The 24,614-nt window shown below is 66.8% G+C and carries 26 protein-coding genes and 1 tRNA gene; 20 read left to right on the top strand and 7 right to left on the bottom strand.

Annotation, left to right across the window (positions count from 1 at the left end; genetic code table 11):
* The first annotated feature begins 76 nt into the window (after positions 1-76).
* Complete coding sequence (locus tag AC1RRV_RS10010; RefSeq protein ID WP_492859471.1) at positions 77-2,218, top strand: sodium-translocating pyrophosphatase; 2,142 nt, start codon at positions 77-79, stop codon at positions 2,216-2,218.
* Positions 2,219-2,296: 78 nt separating this feature from the next.
* On the opposite strand, the gene AC1RRV_RS10005 is transcribed toward AC1RRV_RS10010, so the two are convergent.
* Positions 2,297-2,839, bottom strand: coding sequence for a response regulator (locus AC1RRV_RS10005; RefSeq protein WP_492859470.1), 543 nt, complete (start codon positions 2,837-2,839; stop codon positions 2,297-2,299).
* A gap of 264 nt (positions 2,840-3,103) precedes the next feature.
* Positions 3,104-3,589: an outer membrane protein assembly factor BamE gene (locus tag AC1RRV_RS10000; RefSeq protein ID WP_492859469.1), complete on the bottom strand. Its 486-nt coding sequence runs from the start codon at positions 3,587-3,589 to the stop codon at positions 3,104-3,106.
* A 120-nt stretch (positions 3,590-3,709) separates the two neighbouring features.
* Here AC1RRV_RS10000 and AC1RRV_RS09995 point away from each other — a divergent pair, with 120 nt between their 5' ends.
* The 7 genes from AC1RRV_RS09995 (at position 3,710) to AC1RRV_RS09965 (ending at position 8,130) form a co-directional block, all read left to right on the top strand.
* Entirely contained in the window at positions 3,710-4,240 is a 531-nt protein-coding gene (locus AC1RRV_RS09995) for a ubiquinol-cytochrome C chaperone family protein (protein ID WP_492859468.1), read from the top strand.
* Positions 4,225-4,767, top strand: a complete 543-nt coding sequence (locus AC1RRV_RS09990) for a YceD family protein (RefSeq protein WP_492859467.1) — start codon at positions 4,225-4,227, stop codon at positions 4,765-4,767. Before AC1RRV_RS09995 ends, AC1RRV_RS09990 begins: the two co-directional genes overlap by 16 nt.
* A gap of 95 nt (positions 4,768-4,862) precedes the next feature.
* Positions 4,863-5,945 (top strand): phosphate acyltransferase PlsX, encoded by a 1,083-nt coding sequence (gene plsX, locus AC1RRV_RS09985; protein ID WP_492859466.1) that lies wholly within the window; start codon positions 4,863-4,865, stop codon positions 5,943-5,945.
* Positions 5,942-6,919 carry a beta-ketoacyl-ACP synthase III gene (locus AC1RRV_RS09980; RefSeq protein WP_492859465.1) on the top strand — a complete coding sequence of 326 codons (978 nt, stop codon included), beginning with the start codon at positions 5,942-5,944 and terminating at the stop codon, positions 6,917-6,919. Before plsX ends, AC1RRV_RS09980 begins: the two co-directional genes overlap by 4 nt.
* Positions 6,920-7,234: 315 nt before the next feature.
* On the top strand, positions 7,235-7,537 hold the full coding sequence (locus AC1RRV_RS09975; protein WP_492859464.1) for an integration host factor subunit alpha: 303 nt from the start codon (positions 7,235-7,237) through the stop codon (positions 7,535-7,537).
* A gap of 13 nt (positions 7,538-7,550) precedes the next feature.
* Entirely contained in the window at positions 7,551-7,976 is a 426-nt protein-coding gene (locus AC1RRV_RS09970) for a MerR family transcriptional regulator (protein WP_492859463.1), read from the top strand.
* Between the two features lie 77 nt (positions 7,977-8,053).
* Positions 8,054-8,130, top strand: a tRNA-Pro gene (locus AC1RRV_RS09965).
* Between the two features lie 98 nt (positions 8,131-8,228).
* Here the strand turns inward: AC1RRV_RS09965 and AC1RRV_RS09960 are convergent.
* Together AC1RRV_RS09960 and AC1RRV_RS09955 are read right to left on the bottom strand one after the other, a co-directional pair.
* The gene (locus AC1RRV_RS09960) at positions 8,229-8,465 is read right to left on the bottom strand and encodes a DUF2842 domain-containing protein (protein ID WP_492859462.1); all 237 of its coding nucleotides are present in this window, start codon (positions 8,463-8,465) and stop codon (positions 8,229-8,231) included.
* Positions 8,462-8,713, bottom strand: a complete 252-nt coding sequence (locus AC1RRV_RS09955; protein WP_492859461.1) for a GlsB/YeaQ/YmgE family stress response membrane protein — start codon at positions 8,711-8,713, stop codon at positions 8,462-8,464. The genes AC1RRV_RS09960 and AC1RRV_RS09955 overlap by 4 nt, the downstream gene beginning before the upstream one ends.
* 142 nt (positions 8,714-8,855) lie before the next feature.
* Here AC1RRV_RS09955 and AC1RRV_RS09950 point away from each other — a divergent pair, with 142 nt between their 5' ends.
* From AC1RRV_RS09950 to argC, 5 genes are all read left to right on the top strand, one after another.
* Positions 8,856-9,887, top strand: coding sequence for a COX15/CtaA family protein (locus tag AC1RRV_RS09950; RefSeq protein ID WP_492859460.1), 1,032 nt, complete (start codon positions 8,856-8,858; stop codon positions 9,885-9,887).
* Positions 9,888-9,967: 80 nt separating this feature from the next.
* Positions 9,968-11,509, top strand: a complete 1,542-nt coding sequence (locus AC1RRV_RS09945; RefSeq protein WP_492859459.1) for an alkaline phosphatase — start codon at positions 9,968-9,970, stop codon at positions 11,507-11,509.
* A gap of 183 nt (positions 11,510-11,692) precedes the next feature.
* The gene (gene rplM, locus AC1RRV_RS09940) at positions 11,693-12,166 is read left to right on the top strand and encodes a 50S ribosomal protein L13 (RefSeq protein ID WP_492859458.1); all 474 of its coding nucleotides are present in this window, start codon (positions 11,693-11,695) and stop codon (positions 12,164-12,166) included.
* A gap of 3 nt (positions 12,167-12,169) precedes the next feature.
* Positions 12,170-12,643, top strand: coding sequence for a 30S ribosomal protein S9 (gene rpsI / locus AC1RRV_RS09935; RefSeq protein ID WP_492859457.1), 474 nt, complete (start codon positions 12,170-12,172; stop codon positions 12,641-12,643).
* Positions 12,644-12,739: 96 nt separating this feature from the next.
* Positions 12,740-13,693 (top strand): N-acetyl-gamma-glutamyl-phosphate reductase, encoded by a 954-nt coding sequence (gene argC / locus AC1RRV_RS09930; protein WP_492859456.1) that lies wholly within the window; start codon positions 12,740-12,742, stop codon positions 13,691-13,693.
* A gap of 67 nt (positions 13,694-13,760) precedes the next feature.
* Here argC and AC1RRV_RS09925 read toward each other — a convergent pair whose 3' ends face one another.
* Both AC1RRV_RS09925 and soxR read right to left on the bottom strand, forming a co-directional pair.
* Positions 13,761-14,396 (bottom strand): DUF1287 domain-containing protein, encoded by a 636-nt coding sequence (locus AC1RRV_RS09925; RefSeq protein ID WP_492859455.1) that lies wholly within the window; start codon positions 14,394-14,396, stop codon positions 13,761-13,763.
* Between the two features lie 62 nt (positions 14,397-14,458).
* Positions 14,459-14,917: a redox-sensitive transcriptional activator SoxR gene (gene soxR / locus AC1RRV_RS09920; protein WP_492859454.1), complete on the bottom strand. Its 459-nt coding sequence runs from the start codon at positions 14,915-14,917 to the stop codon at positions 14,459-14,461.
* Positions 14,918-14,992: 75 nt separating this feature from the next.
* Here soxR and AC1RRV_RS09915 point away from each other — a divergent pair, with 75 nt between their 5' ends.
* Entirely contained in the window at positions 14,993-15,343 is a 351-nt protein-coding gene (locus AC1RRV_RS09915; protein WP_492859453.1) for a putative quinol monooxygenase, read from the top strand.
* A 20-nt stretch (positions 15,344-15,363) separates the two neighbouring features.
* Here the strand turns inward: AC1RRV_RS09915 and AC1RRV_RS09910 are convergent, their stop codons facing one another.
* Complete coding sequence (locus tag AC1RRV_RS09910) at positions 15,364-17,370, bottom strand: class I poly(R)-hydroxyalkanoic acid synthase (protein WP_492859452.1); 2,007 nt, start codon at positions 17,368-17,370, stop codon at positions 15,364-15,366.
* A 91-nt stretch (positions 17,371-17,461) separates the two neighbouring features.
* On the opposite strand from AC1RRV_RS09910, the gene AC1RRV_RS09905 reads away from it, so the two are divergent.
* From AC1RRV_RS09905 to recJ, 6 genes are all read left to right on the top strand, one after another.
* Positions 17,462-17,902 carry a hypothetical protein gene (locus tag AC1RRV_RS09905; protein ID WP_492859451.1) on the top strand — a complete coding sequence of 147 codons (441 nt, stop codon included), beginning with the start codon at positions 17,462-17,464 and terminating at the stop codon, positions 17,900-17,902.
* Between the two features lie 109 nt (positions 17,903-18,011).
* Positions 18,012-19,232 carry an LL-diaminopimelate aminotransferase gene (locus AC1RRV_RS09900; protein WP_492859450.1) on the top strand — a complete coding sequence of 407 codons (1,221 nt, stop codon included), beginning with the start codon at positions 18,012-18,014 and terminating at the stop codon, positions 19,230-19,232.
* Positions 19,233-19,265: 33 nt separating this feature from the next.
* A complete protein-coding gene (locus AC1RRV_RS09895) occupies positions 19,266-20,555 on the top strand; it encodes a homoserine dehydrogenase (protein WP_492859449.1) in 1,290 nt (429 codons plus the stop codon).
* 74 nt (positions 20,556-20,629) lie between these two features.
* The gene (gene glpX / locus AC1RRV_RS09890; protein ID WP_492859448.1) at positions 20,630-21,583 is read left to right on the top strand and encodes a class II fructose-bisphosphatase; all 954 of its coding nucleotides are present in this window, start codon (positions 20,630-20,632) and stop codon (positions 21,581-21,583) included.
* Between the two features lie 63 nt (positions 21,584-21,646).
* Positions 21,647-22,624: a class 1 fructose-bisphosphatase gene (locus tag AC1RRV_RS09885; protein WP_492859447.1), complete on the top strand. Its 978-nt coding sequence runs from the start codon at positions 21,647-21,649 to the stop codon at positions 22,622-22,624.
* A gap of 96 nt (positions 22,625-22,720) precedes the next feature.
* Positions 22,721-24,535, top strand: a complete 1,815-nt coding sequence (recJ, locus tag AC1RRV_RS09880) for a single-stranded-DNA-specific exonuclease RecJ (protein WP_492859446.1) — start codon at positions 22,721-22,723, stop codon at positions 24,533-24,535.
* Positions 24,536-24,614 lie beyond the last annotated feature (79 nt).

The raw sequence follows: 24,614 nt of genomic DNA, 5'->3' as shown, positions 1-24,614 counted from the left end.
TGGCGTTCGTCAATCCTCCAAGCGCCAGGACCGACGTCCCCCTCGGATTTGGAAGCGCGAAGGGGCGAAAAACCTAATGAGTCTTTGGCTTAATCTGGCCATCGGGGCCGGGCTGCTGGCGGTGCTGTACGGCGCCGTACAGTCGGCCAGTCTGATGCGGGCCTCGGCCGGCAATGCACGAATGCAAGAGATCGCCGCGGCGATCCAGGAAGGGGCTCAGGCCTATCTGAACCGCCAATACACGACGATCGCCATCGTCGGCGTGGTGGTGATCGCCATCCTGGCGTTCTTCTTCAAATCTTGGGAGCAACCCGTCGGCTTCGCCCTGGGCGCGATCCTGTCGGGCGCGGCCGGTTTCGCCGGCATGCTGATCTCGGTCCGCGCCAACGTGCGTACGGCCCAGGCCTCGTCCGAGAGCCTGGCCAAGGGCCTGTCGATGGCCTTCACCTCCGGTGCCGTGACCGGCATGCTCGTGGCCGGCTTCGCCCTGATCGGCGTGGCGGGCTACTTCGCCGTGCTGCTGGCGACCGGCCATGCCGGCACCGACCGCGTCGTGGTCGACTCGCTCGTGTCGTTGGGCTTCGGCGCCTCGCTGATCTCGATCTTCGCTCGTCTGGGCGGCGGCATCTTCACCAAGGGCGCCGACGTGGGCGGCGACCTGGTGGGCAAGGTGGAAGCCGGCATCCCGGAGGATGACCCCCGCAACGCCGCCACCATCGCCGACAACGTCGGCGACAATGTCGGCGACTGCGCCGGCATGGCCGCCGACCTGTTCGAGACCTATGCGGTGACGACGGTCGCCACCATGGTCCTGGCGGCGATCTTCTTCCGCACCGCCGGCGTCGAAATCGTCTCTTCGATGATGATGCTGCCGCTGGCCATCTGCGCGGTCTGCATCGTCACCTCGATCATCGGCTCGTTCGCCGTTCGTCTGGGCAAGAAGCAGAACATCATGGGGGCCCTCTATCAGGGCCTGATCGTCACCGGCGTGCTGTCGATCCCGGCGGTCTGGTACGTGATCCACAACCTGGTGCCGAACGCCGTGACGGTGGGAACCCGCACCTTCGACGCCGATGGCCTCTTCTATTGCGGCCTGGTCGGCCTGGCCGTCACCGCCGCCATCGTGATGATCACCGAGTACTACACCGGCACGAACTTCCGTCCGGTGAAGTCGGTGGCCCAGGCCTCGGTCTCGGGCCACGGCACCAACGTCATCCAGGGCCTGGCCATGTCGCTGGAGTCCACGGCTCTGCCGGCTCTGACGATCATCGTCGGCATCGTGGTGACCTATAACCTGGCGGGCCTGTTCGGCATCGCCATCGCCACCACGACCATGCTGTCCCTGGCCGGCTTCATCGTCGCCCTGGACGCCTTTGGTCCGGTCACCGACAACGCCGGCGGCATCGCCGAGATGGCGGGCCTGCCGCCGGAAGTCCGCGTCACCACCGACGCTCTCGACGCCGTGGGTAACACCACCAAGGCCGTCACCAAGGGCTACGCCATCGGTTCGGCGGGCCTGGGCGCCCTGGTGCTGTTCGCCGCCTATACCGAAGACCTGAAGTTCTTCTCGGCCAACGCGGCCCCGGGCAGCTTCTTCGACGGCATGGGCCCGGTGACCTTCGACCTGTCGAACCCCTACGTCGTGGTCGGCCTGCTGTTCGGCGGCCTGCTGCCGTTCCTGTTCGGCGGCATGTCGATGACCGCCGTCGGTCGCGCGGCCGAGTCGGTCGTCGCCGAGGTGCGTCGTCAGTTCCGCGAGAACCCGGGCATCATGACCGGCGAGGTCAAGCCGGAATACGGCCGCGCGGTGGACATCCTGACCAAGGCCGCCATCCGCGAGATGATCGTGCCCAGCCTGCTGCCGGTGGTTTCGCCGGTGGTGCTGTTCTTCGTGATCAAGGCCATCGCCGGCAAGGTCGACGCCTTCGCGTCGCTCGGCGCCATGCTGATGGGCGTGATCGTCACGGGCCTGTTCGTCGCCATCTCGATGACGAGCGGCGGCGGCGCCTGGGACAACGCCAAGAAGGTGATCGAAGAAGGCTTCACCGACAAGAACGGCGTCCTGCACACCAAGGGTGGCGAAACGCACAAGGCCGCCGTCACGGGCGACACTGTCGGCGACCCCTACAAGGACACGTCGGGGCCGGCCGTGAACCCGATGATCAAGATCACCAACATCGTGGCCTTGCTGCTGCTGGCCGTCCTGGCCCACGGCTGATCCCAGCGACAAGCTGAAACAGGAACGCCCCGGAGGAGACTCCGGGGCGTTTTCCTTTGGGCCTCTAGGAAGAAGGTCTCAGTAGACGTCCTCGGGCGCCATCTCGGCCAGGGCGTCCTGGATTTCGATCTCGGCCGCACCGCGCCGTTCGACGCCCGAGAATTCGTGATCGATCCGCCGGCGACGGCACGGGCCGAAGTATTCGGTGGCCCGCACGAAGGGGCGGGGGTTGTTCACGATCTCATTGATCCGGTGCATGACCCCGCGCGCCGTCAGCGGCTTGGCCAGGAACTCGGTGACCCCCGCCATGCGCGCGTCGTTCAGCGTCCGCTGGGTGGCGTGTCCGGTCATCATGATGATCGGCACATAGGGATTGGGACTGGCCGTCGAGGTGCGGATCCAGCGGATGAACGCCAGGCCGTCGACCGGGGCCATCATCAGGTCGGTGAAGATGATGTCGATCTCTTGGGCCTGGAAGATCTTGAGCGCGTCGAGGCCATCGCCGGCCTCCCGGACCCTGCGAACGCCAGCCGCCTTCAGTATCTCGCTGACGACCTTCCGCATGTTCGCATTGTCATCGACAAGCAGAACGGAAACGTCTCGAAGATCCATGCCCTCCACAGTGCGCCTCCCCCGCCGCCGTGAATTTGCTCGCCGTAACCTTGGCGATTAGATTTCGAAACTCACCCAATTCGGGTTTATGAAGTGTTTAGGTTGCGACATTCTGTCCGCGCCAAGAAGGTCAATCTGAGATTCACAGTAAATGCGCGCGCTCTATTCACCAGCGGGAGTGGAGCGAATCCTTGTCTTGAAACCGAAGCGCGAAAAAGCCGCCCACCTTGCGGCGGACGGCTTTTCTAATCTGTCGCCTGAGTGGCGAAGGTTTTAGCGGCGCTCGCCCGGACGCTGGCCCGGGGCCTCGTCGTCCTGCGGGAGCATGCCGCCGCGACCGACGTTGCCGAGCAGCTGTTCGAGGATGGTCATCTCGCGGCCGCGGGTCGGGGTCTCACGGCCGTTGTAGGCGATGACCTTGCCGTCCTTCAGGGTGTAGGTGTTCACCGAGGCGACCTTCTCGTCGGCCGGGCTGAACTTGATGGCCACCACGTCGCGCTTGATCACGCGCGGCATGTAGAAGGCCACGCGGTCGGTGGTCTGCGAGATGTAGTACCAGGTGTTCTGGTCGAAGGTCGAAACAGCCGAGGGCGAGCCCAGCTTTTCCATCAGGGTCGACTTGCTGTCCTCACCGATTTTCATGTCGGCGGGCTTGGCCTCGATGGCTTGAAACCCAGAATAGCTCGTCAGCGGCGTACAGGCCGAGGTAGCGAACGCCAGGGCCAGAACGGCGGCGGCGAAAACGGCGGGGCGAGACATCAAGGCTCCGAACCGGAAAAATGCAGACTTTGACCTATCGCCCGCGGGAGCTTAGTTCAATGCCCGCGTGAAGGCGGACCCCGCGCATAGCGGGATGTCGCGGCGAAATCGAGGCGTTTCATGTTTCTGGACAGGTGGCTCAAGCCCAGGCCCGCCAAGGCGGCAGGGGCCAAGCTGTATGCATCCGCAGTCGCGCAGGCCCGTTCGGCCGCCTTTTATCGCGATTTCGGCGTCCGCGACTCGATGGAAGGGCGGTTCGAGCTGTTCAGCCTGCACGTGATCTTTTTGATCGAGCGGCTGAAGGCGCAGGGCGACGCGGCGGCGGAAACCTCGCAGGCCGTGTTCGACTCGTATGTGAAGGGCCTTGACGACGCCTTCCGCGAGATCGGCGTGTCCGACACCGCCGTCGGCAAGAAGATGAAAAAGCTGGCGGGCGCCTTCTATGGCCGCCTGAAGAGCTATGACGAAGCCGTCGCGCCCCTGCCGGACGGGGCGCGCGTCGGCGACTTCCTGGCCCGGACCGCGTTCGAGGAGCGCGGAGAGGGCGACGTGGCGGCGCTGAGCGCCTATGTGATCAAGACGCGCGAGGCGCTGGCGGAACAATCGCTGGAGGCCCTGCTGCAAGGAGATGTGACTTGGCCGAACCCGTGATCGCCCCCTGGCCCTGCGAGATTCCGTTGGCCCAGGTCGACCGCGGCGCTGTGAAACTGCGCCTGGAGCCGACGGCCGAGCAGCGCAAGGCCATCGCCAAGCAGCTGAATCTCGTCAGCCTGGAGGAATTCAGCGCCGAGGTGTTCCTGACATCGTGGCTGGACGGGGCTTCGGTCTCGGGCGTGCTGCGTGCTCGCGTGGTCGAGACCTGCAGCGCTAGCGCGGATGATTTCGAAACGCCGATCGACGCCCGCTTCGATCTGAAGGTGCTGCCGGCCAACAGCAGGAACGCGCCGCAGGACGAGGAGAGCGGCGATCTCGGCGTCGACCCTGACGCCGACGATCCGCCGGATGTGCTGGAAGGCGAGACGATCGACGTCTCGGGCTACGTCGTCGAGCACCTGGCGCTGGAACTGGATCCGTTCCCCCGCAAGCCGGGCGCGGTGTTCGTCCAGCCGCCCGAGCCGGTCGAACTTTCTCCATTCGCGGCGCTTAAGAGCCTAAAATCGAAGGAAGACGAGGGCTAACAGTCCGACTCGACCGCTTGCGTGATATTCACGCGGATGTATCGTCCGCCGCCTTGAGGGGCGGCGAGACCGCCTGCCGGAGCTCACAGCGCCACGTGTCCCAAACCGTAGTCATCTCCGTCGACGCCATGGGCGGCGACCACGGGCCCTCCATCGTCGTTCCCGGCGTCGCCCAGGCGGCCCAGGCCCTTCCTGGAGTGCGGTTCCTGCTGCATGGCGACGGCGCGGCGATCGAGGCGGAACTGGCCAAGCATCCGGCCGCCAAGGCGGTCAGCGAAGTTCGCCACGCCGACAAGGCCATCGGCATGGACGAGAAGCCCGCCCAGGCCATGCGCCGGGGCAAGGGCTCCAGCATGTGGAACGCCATCGAGGCCCTGCGCGAGAACCAGGCTCAGGCCTGCGTCTCGGCCGGCAACACCGGCGCCCTGATGGCCATCTCCAAGCTTATCCTGCGGATGGGCGCGGATCTGGAGCGCCCGGCCATCGTCGCCAACTGGCCCAACATGAAGGGCGTGACCACGGTCTTGGACGTTGGCGCCAATGTCGAGAGCGACGCGGCCCAACTGGTCGAGTTCGCCATCATGGGGGCGGCTTTCCACCACGCCGTGCATGGCGCCAAGCGCCCGACGGTGGGCCTGCTGAACGTCGGCTCCGAGGACCAGAAGGGCCACGAGGAAGTCCGGGAAGCTCACGCCATCCTGCGCGAAACCAAGCTCGACTTCGACTATCACGGCTTCGTCGAGGGCAACGACATCGCCTACGGCACCGTCGACGTGGTGGTTACCGACGGCTTCACCGGCAATGTCGCCCTGAAGACGGCCGAGGGCCTGGCCCGCTTCTTCTCAAACGAGATCAAGTCCGCCTTGACCTCGGGTCCGATGGCCATGTTGGGCGCTCTGATCGCCTCGGGCGCGCTGAAAAAGATGCGCCATAGGCTGGACCCGAGCCGGGTGAACGGGGCCCCTCTGCTGGGCCTGAACGGAATCGTGGTGAAAAGCCACGGCGGCGCGGACGCGGGCGGCTTCGCCTCGGCGATCCGGGTCGCGACCAACCTCGCGCGCAGCGACTTCCGCGCCGAGATCGACAGAAATCTGAAGCGCCTGACCGCCGTCGCGGCCAAGGATGAGGCCCCGGCGGGTCAAGATCCCGGCGTTGGCGCCAAGGGAGCGGCCGAGTGAGCGTGGTTCGAAGTGTTGTGACGGGCGTCGGCGCGTACCTGCCGCCCCGGATCGTGACCAACGAGGATCTGGCCAAGTTCGTCGACACCAGCGACGAGTGGATCGTCGAGCGCACGGGGATTCGCCAGCGTCACCAGGCGGCCGAGGACCAGCCGGTCTCGGAGCTGGCCGCCGAAGCGGCCAAGGAGGCCCTGGCGGCCGCCGGCAAGACCGCCGCCGACGTCGACCTGATCATCGTGGCCACCACCACGGCCGACCTGACCTTCCCGGCCGTCGCCACCATCGTGCAGCGCAAGATCGGCGCGCCGGTCGGCATCGCCTTCGACGTCCAGGCCGTCTGCTCGGGCTTCGTCTATGCGCTGAGCGTCGCCGACGGCTTCGTGGCGCGCGGCCATGCCAAGTGCGCCCTGGTCATCGGCGCCGAGACCATGACCCGCCTGATGGACTGGAGCGACCGCGGCACCTGCGTGCTGTTCGGCGACGGCGCCGGCGCGATCGTGCTCGAGCCGGGCGAAGGCGAGGGGACCACCCAGGATCGCGGCATGCTGGGCTTCGCCCTGCGCGCCGACGGGACGAAACAGGACTTGCTCTATGTCGACGGCGGTCCGTCGACCACGGGCACGGTCGGCAAGCTGCGGATGCTGGGCAACCAGGTCTTCAAGCACGCCGTGGTCAATATCTCGGAAGCCATCCACGCCGCCGCCGCCAACGCGGGCGTGCCGGTCGCCGATGTCGACTGGTTCATTCCGCACCAGGCCAACCAGCGAATCCTGGCGGGCGTGGCCCATCGCTGCGGCATCGACGAGGAGAAGGTGATCTCGACGGTCGCCATTCACGCCAACACGTCCGCCGCCTCGATCCCGCTGGCCTTCGCGCACGGCGTCAAGGACGGCCGGATCAAGAAGGGCGACCTCCTGCTGCTGGAAGCCATGGGGGGCGGCCTGACCTGGGGCGCCTGCGTCGTGCGGCTCTAGAGCCTGCCCGGTTCAGCCGGACGGCTGAACCGGAAAAGCAGGCTCGCCCTAAAGGTAGAGTGCGATAGCCGAAACCGGCATCCACTTTCGGCTATCGCACTCTAAGGCGCAGGTTGGCGCGACCTTGCCCTAGGCTGCGCCCCGGCATGAACTCCTGACGTTGAGCCTTTGACTTCATGCGATAATCGCGGCATGAGGTCGTCGGTGAACTTGGGCGCGGCCGGTTGAGGGTGGTCGCATCGAACCCCGGTTTGCCGCGAGTGCTCCATCAGAGGTGGTCTTTCAGGCCGCCCAGATACGCGTGAAGGGGGTTGCATGAAGGGCGCTACTTTGACCCGGGCCGACCTGTGCGAGGCGGTTCATGAAGAGGTTGGACTGACCCGTCAGGACTGCGCCGGACTGGTCGAGCGCACCCTGGACCTCGTGGCCGAGGCGCTCGAAAAGAGCGAGACGGTCAAGCTGTCCGGTTTCGGTGTCTTCCAGGTCCGCGCCAAGCGGGCGCGCATGGGCCGTAATCCCAAGACCGGCGAGCCGGCCGAGATCGAGCCCCGCCGGGTGATCGGTTTCCGCGCCTCGCAGGTCATGAAGGCGCGAATCGACCGCGCTCTCGGCGACTAAGGGGATCCATGCGGTGGCGAAGGGGCCGAACGCCTTCCGCACGATTTCCGAGGCCGCCGAAGAGCTGGGCGTGCCGCAGCACGTCCTGCGCTTCTGGGAAACCAAGTTCTCTTTCATTCGCCCGATGAAGCGGGCCGGCGGACGGCGGTTCTATCGTCCGCAGGACGTCGCCGTGCTGAACGGCGTCCGAACCTTGCTGCACAGCGAGGGCCTGACGATCAAGGGCGTGCAGAAGCTGCACCGTGACCACGGGCTGGCGCAGGTGATCGCCGCCGGCATCGGCTCGAACGGTTCGGCCAGCCTTGATCCAGACATCGACTACGAGGCGCCGGTCGAGCGTCAGACCCGTTTGGGCGGCGAGACGCGCGATCGCCTGGCCTTCGCGCTGGACGATCTGACCGCGATCAAATCACGCCTGGACGGCCTGCTGACGCGCTAAAGACGCTCTGAAAATTTGGTCCGAAATCGGTGTTGCCCAACCTCGGACCGGCGCCTATAAGGGCGCTCCTTCCGCGTCGGAGCGTGGCGCAGCCTGGTAGCGCACTTGACTGGGGGTCAAGGGGTCGCAGGTTCGAATCCTGTCGCTCCGACCATTTCCTTCGGGAAGCTTTCCTTCGGGAATGAGCGGAAGACGAAAGGCCGCCCTTCGGGGCGGCCTTTTTCATTTTGGTCCTGGCTGTTGCGCTTCCGTCTACCTCTGGCCGACGTCCAGCGGCTTGTCGGCCTTGCCCATCCACGAGATGAGCGGGATCACCGGCAGGATCCAGCCCATGCCCAGCGCCACGAAGTAGATCAGGTGGACGACGCGGTTCTGCGGCAGGCGGTCATAGAGGCTGGTGAAGGCCCAGATCCAGGCGAACAGGATCACCATGACGCCGATCGAGCCGATCAACTTACGCAGGCGAGCCGGGATGAGGGGAGTGCTCACGCGGGTCTCCGAATGAGGCCGAGCACGGCCAGGAACAGGATGGCGCCGACGCTGGAGACGATCAGCTCGCCGACGAAGCCGACGAGATGAAGCTCGATGCGCGAGGCGATGAACGCTCCGATGAACGAGCCGATCACGCCGATCAAGAGCTTGATGAACAGCGAGTGGCGTCGGGCCAGCACCAGATCTGCGATCCAGCCCGCCAGGATGCCGATCACCGCCGCCGCGAAAACGCCCATGCCGCTCATCGTCTTCTCCGCCCCAGAAGGCCGTTCTGACACGAAGCGCGGGCGCCGTCATGCCGGGCCACAGAAACATTGATGCGGACTAATGGCGGGCGTAGGGATGGCGCGCCGCATTTCGGCCCATAAGTGACGCTTTTCCGATCCTATGACGTCTTTCCTGCGTTCCGACCGTTCGCGCGCCGTCGCGATCTGGCTTTTCATCGTCGCCGCCATGGTCTTCGCCATGGTCGTCGTCGGCGGCGCGACCCGCCTGACGGACTCCGGCCTTTCGATCACCCAGTGGAAGCCGATCATGGGCGCGCTGCCGCCCATGTCCGAACAGGCCTGGCGCGAGAGCTTCGAGCTCTACAAGAAGATCCCCCAGTTCCAGCTGGTGAACCCCGACATGACCCTGGAGGGCTATAAGGGCATCTTCTGGTGGGAATGGGCGCACCGCCTGCTGGGCCGCGCCGTGGGCGTGGTCTTCGCCATTCCGTTCGTCGTCTTCCTGATCCGCCGGGATATCCCGCGCCGCCTGATCTGGCGTTGCGCGGTCATGCTGGGCCTGGGCGGCCTGCAAGGCCTAGTCGGATGGTGGATGGTGTCCAGCGGCCTTTCCGAACGCGTCTCGGTGGCGCCCGAGCGGCTGATGACGCATCTGGGCCTTGCCCTGGCCCTGTTCGTGGTCCTGATCTGGACGGGCCTGGACGCCTGGAGCGGCTCGCCGCGCGTCGAGGAGCGCTCGGCCTGGCGCGGCTGGGCCTTGGCCTTCCTGGGCGCGGTGTTCTTCCAGAGCCTGCTGGGCGCCCTGGTGGCCGGCAATGACGCTGGCCTCGTCTACAACGACTGGCCGCTGATGAACGGCGGCTTCTTCCCCGCCGAGTACGCCGGCCACGGCTTCTGGGGCACCCTGGCCCATAGCCAGGGCGCGGTGCAGCTGCATCACCGTCTGGTGGCCTATCTGCTGTTCGTCGCCGGGATCGCCGTCGCCGTCGTGGCGCGGCGCGATCGTCCGCTGGCCGAGGGCAGCAAGATCGTGGCCCTGGCCGTGGCGGGCGTGGTCACCCTGCAGGCGGGTCTCGGGATCTGGACCCTGATGACCGGTGTGCCGATCGTGTTGGGCGTGCTGCACCAGGCCGGCGCCGCTGTGCTGCTAGGCGTGGCCACGGTCTTTGCGTGGCGGGTCCGCAGGCCCTGATTTTCAGGGACTGAAACATAGTCCCGGAACAACTGTCACACGCCGAGCGCAAATCGGGCCGATCCTCATGGAGCTTGGCCTTGATCCGCCCCCTTGTTCTCGCCCTCGTCGCGTCCGTCGCCGTTCCCGCCTTCGCGTTCGCCCAGACCCCCGTCTCGGTCAGCGTCAGCGATCCCTATTACAAGGCCGGGGAGGCGGCCCTGGCGCGCCAGATCGCGGTGGTCCCGAACACAGGCAGGGCCAAGAACGTCATCCTGTTTCTCGGCGACGGCATGGGCATTTCGACGGTCACGGCCGGCCGCATCTATGACGGTCAGTTGAAGGGCGTCGACGGCGAGTCCAATTCGTTGGCGTTCGAGCAACTGTCCTATTCGGCGCTTTCCAAGACCTACAGCCACGACACCCAGGTCACCGACAGCGCCGCCGGCATCACCGCGATCATGAGCGGCGTGAAGACCCGCAACAAGATCATCGGCCTGTCGGGCGCGGCCCTGCCCGAGACGTGCGCGACCGAGGCCGGGACGCGCGTCCAGTCCCTGGCCGAGCTGGCCAAGGCCAACGGCCGCGCCGCTGGGGTGGTCACCACCACCCGCGTCACCCACGCCACCCCGGCCGGCGCCTACGCCCACACCGCCTATCGGGACTGGGAAGGCGACAGCGACATGCCGCTCGAGGCGCTGGAGGGCGGCTGCAAGGACATCGCCCGCCAACTGGTCGAGGCGCCGGACGCCTTGCGCCTGGACGTCGTCATGGGCGGCGGTCGCTCGCGCTTCCTGCCGGAAGACAAGGACGGCAGGCGCGCCGATGGTCGCGACCTGACCCAGGCGTGGCTGAAGGCGGAAGGCGAGGGCGCGGCCTATGTCACCACGGTCGACCAACTGAAGGCGATTGACCCCAAGGCCAGCCGCCTGCTGGGCCTTTTCGCCGCCGAGCACCTGCCGTACGAGGTCGAGCGTCCGGTGCTGGGGCAGGGCGTGCCGACCCTGGCCGAGATGGCGACCTCGGCCATCGACGTCCTCTCGAAGAACCCAAGCGGCTACTTCCTGCTGGTCGAGGGCGGCAAGATCGACATGGGCAGCCACCTGGGCAACGCCAAGCGAACGCTCAGCGAGACGGTGGAGTTCTCCAAGGCCATCGCCGCCGTCCTGGCCAAGATCGATCTGAAGGACACCCTGGTCGTCGTCACCGCCGACCACAGCCACGGCCTCGTCCTCTCGGGCTACGCCGCCCGCAACGCGCCGATCCTTGGCCTGGCCGGCAACGAGGGCGATCCGGCCGTCGCCGCCGACGGCAAGCCCTATACGACCCTGATGTTCGCCACGGGGCCAGGCGGGCCGCTGGGCGCCGACACCCGCGTGGACCCCTCGAAGGAAGACCTGGACGATCCCGACTACCACCAGCAGGCGGGCGTGAACCTGGGCAGCGCCGCCCATGCGGGCGAGGACGTCGGCGTCTTCGCGGACGGCCCGCAGGCCTTCCTGCTGCGCGGCGTGGTCGAGGAAAGCTACATTTTCCAGGTGATGCGCCACGCCTTCGGTTTCGACGATCCGGTTTCGGCGCCCACCGCCGCCAAGCCGGTCGTGGCGCCCAAGGCCTCGGCTCCGTGGTGGAAGCGTGGTTGATCGCACGTCGCGCGATGCGGTATTATGATACCCCATCGCGCAAACCCTTATTCTACAAGGGTTTCCGAACTTTCTTGCGCGCGCATTGTTGACAGTCCGCGAACCCTCCTGTACCTGCCGCGCCTCACACGGACGAAACCGGCTTTCTCGGGTTCGGACGCCCAGAAATTACGGATCAATCCCATGCAAAAGACCACGGCTTCCCTGAAGCCCGCCGAGGTCGAGAAGAAGTGGATCGTGGTCGACGCCCAGGACGCCGTTGTCGGTCGTCTGGCGACGTTCATCGCCATGCGTCTTCGCGGCAAGCACCGTCCTGACTACACCCCGCACGTCGACTGCGGCGACTTCGTCGTCGTGATCAACGCCGACAAGGTGAAGTTCACCGGCAAGAAGCTGGACGACAAGGTCTACTATCGCCACACCGGTCACCCGGGCGGCGTCAAGTCGACCACCCCGCGCAAGGTGCTGGAAGGCAAGTTCCCGGAACGTGTTCTGGAGAAGGCCGTCGAGCGCATGCTGCCGAAGGAAAGCCCGCTTGCTCGCAAGCAGCTGACCCACCTGCTCATCTACAACAACGGCGAGCACCCGCACCAAGCGCAGAGCCCCGAAGTCGTCGACTTCGCTTCGCGCAACGCCAAGAACACCCGGAGCCTCTAAGCCATGACCGACGCCCAAGGCTTTGACGCGCTGGCTAGCCTGTCCAGCAACCCGGAAGCGGCCGCCCCGGCCGAGCCCAAGATCGACGCCCAAGGCCGCTCGTACGCGACCGGCAAGCGCAAGAACGCGATCGCTCGCGTCTGGATCAAGCCGGGCAAGGGTTCGATCACCATCAACGGCCGCGACCAGGAAGTTTACTTCGCGCGTCCGGTGCTGCGCATGATGATCGCCCAGCCCCTGGAAGTGACCGATCGCCTCGGTCAATTCGACGTCATCGTGACCGTGGAAGGCTCGGGCCTCTCGGGCCAAGCCGGCGCGATCCGCCACGGCCTGTCCAAGGCCCTGACCTATTACGAGCCCGGCCTGCGCCCGGTCCTGAAGCCGCACGGCTTCCTGACCCGCGACAGCCGCGTCGTCGAGCGTAAGAAGTACGGTAAGGCCAAGGCCCGTCGTAGCTTCCAGTTCTCGAAGCGCTAAACGCGGTTCGTACGCGTTTGGAAGAGGGCGCTTCGGTCATCCGAAGCGCCCTTTTTCTTGGTCATTTGTCCTCTCTTGTCTGGATAGGAGTCCGCCGTGGCGAACACTCCCAAGGTCTTTATCGATGGCGAAGCCGGCACCACCGGCCTGCAGATTCGCGAGCGCCTGGCCGGCCGCACCGATCTGCAGCTGGTTTCGATCGACCCCGACAAGCGCAAGGATCCCGCCGCCCGGGCGGAGATGCTGAACAGCGCTGACGCGGTGATCCTGTGCCTGCCCGACGACGCGGCGGTGGAAGCCGTGTCGCTGGTCTCGAATCCTGAAACCGTGATCATCGACGCCTCGACCGCCTATCGCACGGCCGAGGGCTGGGCCTACGGCTTCGCCGAGCTGGACAGCGAGCAGCGGGGCAAGATCGCCGCGTCGAAGCGGATTTCTAATCCCGGTTGCTATCCGACCGGCGCCATCGCCCTGACGCGGCCGCTGGTCTCGGCCGGCATACTGCCCCCGGAGTTGCCGGTCTCGTACAACGCCGTCTCGGGTTATAGCGGCGGCGGCAAGGCCATGATCGCCGAGTTCGAGGACGCAAGCGCCGCGAACCACACCAAGGTCCCGTATCGGATCTACGGCCTGTCGATGACCCACAAGCATGTGCCGGAAATGCAGAAGCACGGCGGCCTGCTGAGCCGGCCGATCTTCATGCCGGCCGTGGGGCGCTACCTGCAGGGCATGCTCGTCGAGATGCCGCTGCACTTCTCCTGCCTGAACGGCGCGCCGTCGCTGGGCGACATCCACGCGGCCCTGGCCGGGCACTACAAGGGCGAACGGTTCGTCGAGGTCGCTTCGCTGGAAGAGGCCAAGGGCCTGACCACCCTGGATCCCGAGGGCCTGAACGGCACCAACCGCCTGAAGCTCTTCGTGTTCGGGTCGGACACCAGCGGCCAGGCTCGCCTGGTGGCTCTGCTCGACAATCTCGGCAAGGGCGCTTCGGGCGCGGCGGTGCAGAACCTGAACATCGCCCTGGGCCTGAAGGAAGACGCCGGCCTGTAAGGACCGCGGCTTCTTGTTTGGCGCGTGGCAGGCGCCGAAACTGCTCGCACTTTCGGCTGCCACGCTTTTAGACCCGCCAGCGATAGTGGCCGGCGGGCTTGTGCAGCTTGAACATCCACAACGGCTCCTCATGGACGCCGTCGCCGATGTTGTGGGCCACGCGCACGCGGTGCGGTCCGTCCACCACCACGCCCAGATGTGGCCGCGCGCCGGCGGACAACCGCCAGGTCAGCACGTCGCCGATCTGGGGCGCGTCAAAGCCGTCCCCACCGAACGGACGCGAGTCGGGGAGGGGCAGCCTGGCGTTCTGGCGCGTGAGGAAGGTTTCCAGATTCAGCACGCGCCTGTGGTCGATATTGGCGTCCGGCTTGGTCAGGCCCCACTCGCGACGCGAGGGGTAGGCGTCGAAGGCGCGGGCCATATCCTCATGCACCCGCTGTTGCAGGTCGATGTCCCAGGCGTCGCGCGCGGCCCGGATCAGGACGTCGGAACACACGCCGCTGGTGCGCAGCACGTCGCCTTTCGGATAGCCGATCGAGCGATAGCTGGGATCGTAGTCGACCGTCACCCCGATCTGGTCCCGAGCCGCCAGGGCCAGCTTGCGGCCAGCGTCCGGGATCAGGGCAAGGCTAGTTCCCCCGCCAGCCAATAGCGGCGTGGCGACGAACATTCCCAAGGCTGTCCGGCGAGTGAACGTGAGCATGGCGCGGAAGCTTCGCCGCGATCCTGGCGACTTTTGGGCGAACGTGGGTCTTCGCCGAAATTTTAGTCGTCTTCGAGCTCGAGGAGGCGCGGGCCGGCGCCTTGAGCCGCCAGGGCGTCGCCCGGATTGCGCAGCGGGCAGGCGGTCAGCGACAGGCACCCGCAGCCGATGCAGTCACCCAGCTGGTCGCGAAGCTGGGTGAGTCGGCGGATACGGGCGTCCAGGTCGTCGCGCCAGTTGGTCGACAGGGCGCGCCAATCGTCGACATTAGGGGCGCGGTCGTCGGGCAGGCCGGCCAGGGCTTGGCGTATCTCGGCCAACGGCATGCCGGTGCGCTGGGCCACCTTGATCACCGCCACGCGCCGCAGCACCCCGCGCGGATATCGTCTCTGGTTTCCTTCGGTGCGCAGGCTGCGGATCAGGCCCTTGGTCTCATAGAAGTGCAGCGCGGACACCGTGATCCCGCTGCGCTTGGCGACCTCGCCGACACTGAGGGTCGGCGGTGGGGAAAGTGGCGGCATTGGCGCTTGACCTCAGCTTTGGTTGAGGTTGTACGGGAGAGGCTCCTGAACTGACAACATCGTCAAGGAGCTTTCATGACTCTCGCCGTTCAAGATCAACGCGTGGCCGACGTCCAACCGACCGAGCCGGTGCTCAACATTAGCCTGATCCGCATTAAGCCAGGCTATTTCGACGCATTCATGGCCCTGCAAACCGCGCATCTAGAGCGTATCCGCGGCATGGTCGCCGGCGTGCGGGGCGGTCGCCTGTTTAAGTCGGCCGACAAGAACACTGTGCTGATGGTGTCAGCCTTCGAGACGGCCGCGGACGCGGATCGCTTCCGCCAGGACCCACGTTTTCGCGAGCACCTGGCCCGCGCCAGCGATCTGATCGAGAGCGCCGAGGCCCTGCCGGTCGAGCTGGCCTATCAGATCGGCGTGATCTGACGGCGACCTGTGTCGCGGCCTCAGGGCTGCGACTTCACCATCACGAAGCTGCCGGGCGCGTCCTCGAGAGGCTTCAGCCGGCCCTTGATCGGGTCGCGGGCTGGGATCTGATCGCCCGAGCGCGCCTTCAGCCAGGCGGCCCAGTGCGGCCACCACGAGCCGGGGTGCTCTTCCGAACCCGCGATCCAGTCGCCGACGTCGGCGGGCAGCTTGTCGTTGGTCCAGTGCTGATACTTCTTGGCGTCCGGATGGTTGATCACCCCGGCGATATGCCCTGAGCCGGCCATGGTGAAGGTCACCGGCCCGCCGAACGCCTTGGCCCCGCGATAGACGCTGCGGAACGGCGCGATGTGGTCGTCCTTGGACGACTGGACGTAGATCGGGGTCTTCACCTTGCCCAGGTCCAGATGCTCGCCGCCCAGGCTCAGCTGGCCCGTCGTCAGCGCGTTGTCCTTGTAGAAGTTGCGCAGGTAGAACAGGTGCAACGACTTGGGCATCCGCGTCTGGTCGGCATTCCAGAACAACAGGTCGAAGGGGCGGGGCTCCTTGCCCATCAGGTAGTTGCTGACGAAGAACGACCAGATCAGGTCGTTGCCGCGCAAGGCGTTGAAGGTGTCGGCCATCGACTGGCTGGGCAGGAAGCCGCCGGCGGCGTCCATCTGCTGCTCGATCGACTGCAGCCATTCCTCGTTGGTGAAGAGCAGCAGGTCGCCGGCCTCGGCGAAGTCCTGCTGGGCGGCGAAGAAGGTGGCGGAGTTGATCCGCTTGTCGCCGCGCGCGGCCATGTGGGCCAGGGCGACCGACAGCAGCGTACCGCCGATGCAGTAGCCGACCGTATTGACCCGATCGACGCCGCACTGGGTCATGACCTGCTGAGTGGCGTCATAGACGCCTTCCAGCATGTAGTCCTCGAAGGTCTTGGCCGCGAGAGTCTGGTCCGGATTGACCCAGGAGGCGACGAACACCGTGAAACCCTGGCCGGTCAGCCAACGGATCATCGAGTTCTCGGGCCGCAGGTCCAGGATGTAGAACTTGTTGATCCACGGCGGAAAGATCAGCAGCGGGATCTCGCTGACCGTCTCGGTGGTCGGGTTGAACTGCAGCAGCTGCAGTATGTCGTTCTGATAGACGACCTTGCCGGGGGCGGTCGCGACGTTCTCGCCGACCTTGAACTTGGCCAGGTCCGTCTGGCTGATCGCCAGCTGGCCGCCGCCGCGCTCGAGGTCGGCGGCGAAATTGTCCATGCCGCGCACCAGGCTCTGGCCTTGGGTCTGCACCACCTCGCGCAGGGCCGCTGGGTTCGAGATCAGGAAGTTCGACGGCGAGAAGGCGTCGGTCAGCATCTTGGTGAAGAACTCGACCCGACGCTTGGCGCCCGGCTCGACGCCGTCGACCTCGGAGATCAGCCCGTTCAGCCAGTTCGACGACAGCAGGTAGGACTGCTTCATCAGGTCGAACATCGGGTTCGAAGCCCAGTCCGGATCGTTGAAGCGCTTGTCGCCGGCGGCCGGGGCGACCACGGGGGCGACCTCCTCGCCGTTGGCGCGCCGGGCGGCCGACTGCCAGAGCTCCATGTACTGGCCGAAAAGATCGGCCTGGGCCCGCATCAGACGATCGGGCTGGGCGGCCAGCCGGGTCATCACCTCGTTGAGGGCCGGGGCCACGTGGAAGGGATCGGGCGAGAGGGCGGCGGGCCGATCGGCCTGACGCAGCGCCGCCTCGGCGATGGCGCCCTGAGCGGTGACGGCCGCGCGGGCCAGATTGGCCGAGAGGGTCTCGACCATCCTCAACTGGTCAGGCGAGAGCACGCGCTCGAAAGGCGGGAAGGGCGCTGCGCCAGGGCCGGGCTGATCGGCATGCCGCCCGGTCGATTCGACCTTCGGCGGCGGCTCCGGAGCTTCCGGCTTGGCCTTGGCTTTCGCGGCCTTGGGCGCCGCCTTGGGCGCGACCTTGGCCTTGGTTTCGGTCGTCTCAGCCTTGGAAGCGGCTTTCTTCCGAGGCTCGGGGGCGGCCTTCGCCTTAGCCATGAGGTTTCCTCCGCATTGTCCAAAGGCAGTTCGAGAAAAGCGGCGCCGAACGCCTTTCGCTCGCCGCGATCATCGCATAAGACCAGAACCAATGAACGGCGAAACCCGCAAAATCGTACGTGTTGGTCTGATCGTCGGCCTCGCCGCCGGCGCGACCGCGTGCGTCAGTCCGTTCAAGACGGTTCCGGTCGATCCCAGCTCGCCCGTCGCCGCCCAGGCGGCCGCGGCGGCCAAGGAGGACGCGCCCCGTCGCAAGTTCTCGGACATTCCGGCCATTCCGACCGACGTGCCGACCGCCGACAAGGTTCGCGCGGCCGTCGTGCAGCAGCAACGCGCCGGCGAGGCGCTGACCAAGGCTGTCGCGCCGGGTACGTGGGAGCTCAAGGACACCGAGAGCTACGCGGCCAAGGCCCAGCGCGATGTGAAGGCGCCGGCGCTCGCCATCCCGACCGACGCGGACCGCGCGGCCACCGAAGCCTTCGCGCGCGCGGCGCGTGACCGAGCTAGCGCGCCTCCGTCCCAGCCCAAATAGGGCGACGGAGGCATAATCTTCCTTGAACTGGCTTGGCTAGACCCTGTCCGGGGTCTATCCATGCCCGACTTTTCGCTCCCAGAGCGCCGAAGCGGCGCACAGAGCCCTCATGAGCACCGATTTCCATCGTATCCGCCGCCTGCCGCCGTACGTCTTCGAAGAGGTCAACAAGATCAAGGCGCGCCTGCGCGCCGAGGGGACCGACATCATCGACTTCGGGATGGGCAATCCCGACATGCCGACGCCGCAGCACATCGTCGACAAGCTGATCGAGACCGCCCGCGACCCCAAGGCGGGCCGCTACTCGGCCTCGAAGGGCATCCCGGGCCTGCGCAAGGCCATGGCCAACTACTACGGCCGCCGCTTTGGCGTGAAGCTGAACCCCGACACCGAGGTGATCGCCACGCTCGGGTCGAAGGAAGGCTTCGCCAACCTCGCCCAGGCCCTGACCGGTCCCGGCGACGTCATCATCTGCCCGAACCCGGCCTATCCGATCCACGCCTTCGGCTTCATCATGGCCGGGGGCATCATCCGCCACGTGCCGGCCCTGTCGCCGGAGGAGTACCTGTCCAACATCAGCCGCGCGGTGAAGCACTCGGTGCCGCCGCCCAGCGTGCTGATCCTGTCCTACCCGTCGAACCCGACGGCCCAGTGGGTGGACCTGGACTTCTACAAGGACGCCGTGGCGCTCGCCAAAAAGCACGACCTGCTGGTGATCAGCGACGTGGCCTATGGCGAGATCTATTTCGACAACAACCCGCCGCCGTCGATCCTGCAGGTCGAGGGCGCCAAGGATATCGCCGTCGAGGTCAACTCGCTGTCGAAGACCTACGCCATGGCCGGCTGGCGCGTGGGGATGGTGGTCGGCAACGCCCGCATCTGCGCCGCCCTGGCCCGCGTGAAGTCATACCTCGACTACGGCGCCTATACGCCGGTGCAGGTCGCCGCCGCCGCGGCGCTGAACGGCCCGCAGGACTGCGTCGACGAGATCCGCGGCATCTACAAGAGTCGTCGTGACACGCTGATCAAGTCGATGAAGGGCGCCGGATGGGACATCCCCAATCCGCCGGCCTCGATGTTCGCCTGGGCCAAGATCCCCGAGCAGTATCGTGAAGCCGGCTCGATGCTGTTCTCGCGCCTGCTGATCGAGGAGGCCGGCGTCGCCGTCGCGCCCGGCATCGGCTTTGGCGAGTATGGCGAGGGCTATGTGCGGATCGGCCTGGTCGAGAACGAGCACCGCATCCGCCAGGCCGCGCGCAATGTGAAGAAATTCATCGCCAACGCCGACACCATCCTGGCCAAGGCCCACAACAAGATGGAACAGGCCTAGTAGGCTCTCCGACGGCGTAACGAGGATTCGAAGATGACGAACAAGACCTGGCGCGTCGGCGTCGCGGGCCTGGGCACGGTCGGCGGCGGTCTCCTGCAGTTCCTGGCCGACCGTCCGGGTTTCGCGCCGGCCGGCGACAAGGCCGTGGTCACCGCCGTCTCGGCGCGGTCCAAGTCGCGCCCGCGCACGGTCGACATCTCGAACCTCATCTGGTTCGACGATCCGGTGGCGCTGGCCGCCTCGCCGGACGTCGATATCTTCGTCGAGCTGGTCGGTGGTTCGGACGGTCCGGCCAAGGCAGCCGTCGAGACGGCCCTGAAGGCCGGCAAGCCGGTGGTCACCGCCAACAAGGCCCTGATCGCCGAGCACGGCGCCGAACTCGCCGCCCTGGCCGAGGCCAACGGCGCGCCGCTGCTGTTCGAAGCCGCGGTGATGGGCGGCGTGCCGGCCGTGAAGATGATGCGCGAAGCCCTGGTCGGCGACGACATCATCTCGGTGTCCGGCATCCTCAACGGCACTTGCAACTTCATCCTCTCGGAGATGGAAAAGACCGGCCGCTCGTTCGCCGATGTGCTGCGCGAGGCTCAAGGCCTGGGCTATGCCGAGGCCGATCCGACCATGGACGTCGGCGGTTTCGACGCCGGCCACAAGATCAGCATCCTGGCGGCCCTGGCCTTCGGCTGCGCCCCGAACTTCGCGGCGGCCGAGATCGAGGGCATCAGCGAGGTCGACCTGCTCGACATCAAACTGGCTAAGGACCTGGGCTACCGCATCAAGCTGATCGCCAGCGCCGCCAAGACCGACGACGGCGTGGCCGTGAAGGTCCATCCGTCGCTGATCCCGCTGGATCATCCGCTGGCCCAGGCCGGCGGCGCGTTGAATGCGCTGTTCATCGAGGGCAAGCGCATCGGCCGGATCTTCGTTCAAGGCCCTGGCGCGGGCGCTGGTCCGACCGCCGCCGCCGTGGCCGCCGACATCGCCGACGTCATGACCAAGGCCGTGCGCCCAGTGTTTCAGGCCCCCGCCGGCGACCTGGCGTCGTTCACCCCGATCGATCCGGCCCGCGCGGTGGGCAAGGCCTATCTGCGGGTCATGGTCCAGGACCAGCCCGGCGTGATCGCCGCCATCTCGGAAACCCTGGCCGAATGTGGCGTCTCGATCGATAGCTTCCTGCAAAAGCCCGTCGACGGGGCGGGGGGCGTGCCGATCGTGCTCGTTACTCATGCGACGCCGGAATCCAAGCTTCTGGATGCGATTAGCCGCATCGAAAAGTTGCGGACCGTGCTAGAGCGTCCCCGCCTTCTGCGCGTCGCGCGCATCTAAACGACCCGCCGAAAAGGCAGGCGACGAAGGCGACATTGGGAACAAGGTCTCCTTCGGGAGGCTGGGAGAAACGGATGAGTTCGAACACCCTGGACCGCTCGCTGGTCCTGGACGCCGTTCGCGTGACCGAAGCCGCCGCCATCGCCTCGTGGACGATGCTGGGGCGCGGCGACGAGATGGCCGCCGACCAGGCCGCCGTCGACGCGATGCGTAACGCCTTGAACGAGCTGAATATCGACGGCGAGATCGTCATCGGCGAGGGCGAGCGCGACGAGGCGCCGATGCTCTACATCGGCGAGAAGGTCGGCACGGGTAAGGGCCCCAAGATCGACATCGCCCTGGATCCGCTCGAGGGCACGACCCTGGCGGCCAAGGCCCAGCCCAACGCCCTGACCGTGATGGCCTGGGCGCCCAAGGGCACGCTGCTCAATGCGCCCGACACCTACATGGACAAGATCGCCTGCGGTCCGGGGCTGCCGGCCGGGGTGATCGACCTCGACAAGTCGCCCGCCGACAACATCAAGGCCATTGCCGCGGCCAAGGGCGTCGCGCCGACCGAGATCACGGTCTGCGTGCTGGATCGTCCGCGCCACGCCGAGATTATCGCCAATGTGCGCGCCGCCGGCGCTCGCATTCATCTGATCACGGACGGGGACGTGGCTGGGGTGATCAACACCACCGATCCGTCGACCGGCATCGACCTCTATCTGGGCTCGGGCGGCGCGCCGGAAGGCGTGCTGGCCTGCGCGGCGCTGAAGTGCGTCGGCGGCCAGTTCCAGGGCCGCCTGCTGTTCCGCAACAATGACGAGCGGGCCCGGGCGACCAAGTGGGGCATCACCGAACTCGACAAGAAGTATGATCTGCACGAGATCGTCCGTGACGAGGCGATCTTCGCCGCCACGGGCGTGACGCGCGGAGGGCTTGTCGATGGCGTCGTCTATCGCGATGGCTGCGTCCACACCCACACCCTGGTGATGAACTCCTCGACGGGCACGGTGCGCGAGGTCCGCATGAAGCGGAAGGTCTAGGACTTTCCCTGTTCCGGCCGCCCTGTGGAGGCGGCCGTTCTGCTTTCTGGTTTGAGGTTACGAATGACCACCTTTGTCGACTTGGCCGCATGGCTCGCGGCGGAGCCGGCGGACGCCGCTCTCAAGGAGGTCGTCCAGACGGTCGCCTCGACCTGCGCGGGGATCAGCCGTGTCGTCGCTTCCGGCGCCCTCTCGGGCAGCCTGGGCGCGGCCGGCAGCACCAACGTTCAGGACGAAGAGCAGAAGAAGCTCGACGTCATCACCAACGACATGCTGAGCGACGCCCTGAAAGGCTGCGCGCCGGTCGCCGGCCTGGCTTCGGAAGAGCTGGAAGAGATCGAACCCACGGGACGCGTCGGCGGCTATCTGGTGACCTTCGATCCGCTGGACGGCTCCAGCAACATCGACGTCAATGTCTCGGTCGGGACGATCTTCTCGGTGCTGCCCGCGCCGGCCGGCCACGCGCCCGAGGAAGCGGACTTCCTGCAGCCGGGCCGCAACCAGGTCGCGGCGGGCTATGCCGTCTATGGCCCTCAGACCATGTTGGTCCTGACCCTGTCGCAAGGCGTCGCCGCCTTCACGCTCAGCGCCGACGGCCAATGGTTGCTGACGCACGAGACGTTGACCGTCCCGGCGGACACCGCCGAGTTCGCGATCAACATGTCGAACCAGCGCCATTGGGCGCAGCCGGTGCGCCGCTATATCGACGGTTGCCTGGCGGGCAAGGACGGTCCCCGCGGCAAGAACTTCAACATGCGCTGGATCGCCTCGATGGTGGCCGACGTTCACCGCATCCTGATGCGCGGCGGCGTCTTTATGTACCCGTGGGACGCCCGCGAGCCCGGCAAGCCCGGCAAGCTGCGTCTGATGTACGAGGCCAATCCGATGGGCCTGGTTGTCGAGCGGGCGGGCGGCAAGGCCACCGACGGCGTCACGCGTATCCTCGACATCCAGCCGACCAAGCTGCACCAGCGCGTGCCGGTGGTGCTGGGTTCGGCCAACGAGGTGGAGGCTGTGCGGGCGGAGATGACCGCCGGCTAGCCGGTCCATGGCGCGGCCGGCCCAGGCTCCTCACGTCCGGGACTGTCGCCTCGGCGCCGCATGGTCCGAATCCACGTGACCGGCTACTCTCCCACGATGCCCGCTGATGGTGTCTCCAACATTCCTTCCGACGCCTTCCTGGGCGTCGAACGTTCGCTGAGCGGCCGCGCCTGGCGCGAGCGTCCGGCCGACATGGCGGTCGTGCGCGACATCCAGCAGCGCCATGGCCTGATCGAGCCATTGGCCCGGGCGCTGGTGTCGCGCGGCGTCCTGCTCGACGACGCCGAACACTATCTGCGCCCGACCCTGAAGGCGCTGTTTCCCGATCCGTCCAGCTTCACCGACATGGACCGGGCGGCGGAAATCCTGATCGACGCCCTGGAAGCCGGGCGCTCGACGATGGTCTTCGCCGACTACGATGTCGACGGGGCCACCAGCGCGGCCCAACTGGTGCGCTGGTTCCGCTATATGGGCGTCGAGTTGCCCATCTACATTCCTGACCGCCTGACCGAAGGCTATGGTCCCAGCCCGGCGGCCTTCCGCACCATCCGTGAAGGCGGAGCCGAACTGGTCGTAACCCTGGACTGCGGCGCGGCGGCCTATGACGCCATCGCCAGCGCGGCCGAGATCGGCCTCGAGGTCGTGGTCATCGATCACCACCTGATGCGCGAGGATCCGCCGGCGGCCGCCGCCGTGGTCAATCCTAATCGGCCGGGCTGCCAGAGCGGGCAGGGGGTCCTGGCCGCCGCCGGCGTGACCTTCGTCCTGCTGGCCGCCCTGAATCGCGAGGCCCGCAAGCGCGGCCTCTTCACCGAGGATCGTCCGCAGCCCGACCTGCGCCAGTGGCTCGACCTGGTGGCCTTGGGCGAGGTCTGCGACGTCACGCAGCTGATCGGCTTCAACCGCGCCCTGACGGCGCTCGGCCTGCGCACCATGGGCGCGTGGGCCAATCCGGGGCTGAAGGCGCTGTTCGCGGTCGGCAAGGGTTCGGGCGATCCGTCCGTGTTCCACGCCGGCTTCATTCTGGGGCCGCGCATCAACGCCGGCGGCCGCATCGGCCGTTCCGACCTCGGCGCGCGCCTGCTGTCCACGGACGATCCGCTGGAGGCCGCCGCCCTGGCCGAGGAACTGGACGGCCTCAACACCGAGCGCAAGGCGGTCGAAGCCGCCGTGGTCGAGGAGGCCGCGGCCGTGCTGGAGCGCGGCAACTTCAATCCCGACGCCCCGGTGATCGTCGTGGCCGGGGACGACTGGCATCCTGGCGTGATCGGCATCGTCGCGGGCCGCCTGCGCGAACGCTATCGCAAGCCGGTGGTGGTGATCGGCGTCGACCGCGCCGCCAATGTCGGCAAGGGCTCGGGCCGCTCGCAGCCGGGCGTGAACCTGGGGCGCGCGATCCAGGCCGCCTTCGAGGCCGGACTGCTGATGGCCGGCGGCGGACACGCCATGGCCGCGGGCCTGTCGATTCGCCCCGAGATGATCCCAGAGTTCCGCGCCTTCCTGGAGGAGCGCCTGGCCGGCGAGATGGAGGCGGTCGGTATCGAGGCGGTGGAGATCGACGCCCTGGTCCAGCCGCGCGCGGCGAATCGGGCCCTGCTCGATGACTTCCAGCGGCTGGCGCCGTTCGGTCCCGGCAATCCTGAACCGATGTTCGCCCTGACCCAGGTGCGGCCTGAACGCGTTTCGGCGTTGAAGGGCGGGCATGTGCGCATGGACCTAGTGGGCCCCACCGGCGACCGCATTAAGGCCATCAGCTGGCGCAGCGCGGAAACGCCGCTGGGCCAGCGCCTGCTGGCCGGTGGCGGCGCGCTGGACGTCGTCGGCAAGCTGAAGCCCGACGACTACATGGGCCGCAACGGCGTCCAACTGGAGATCGAGGACGCCCATGATCCCCGGATGTGGACGGACTAAGAGTCGGACTAAAAAAGTACCATCCAGCGGGTTGCGCGCCCCAAACGGCGCGGCTATACACCCGCTTCCTCGCGGGGCC

It is taken from the genome of Caulobacter sp. GW821-FHT11E10 (genome assembly GCF_058808375.1).
Note: the sequence above shows the minus strand (reverse complement) of the source record. Positions and strands in the feature narration are given on the sequence as shown.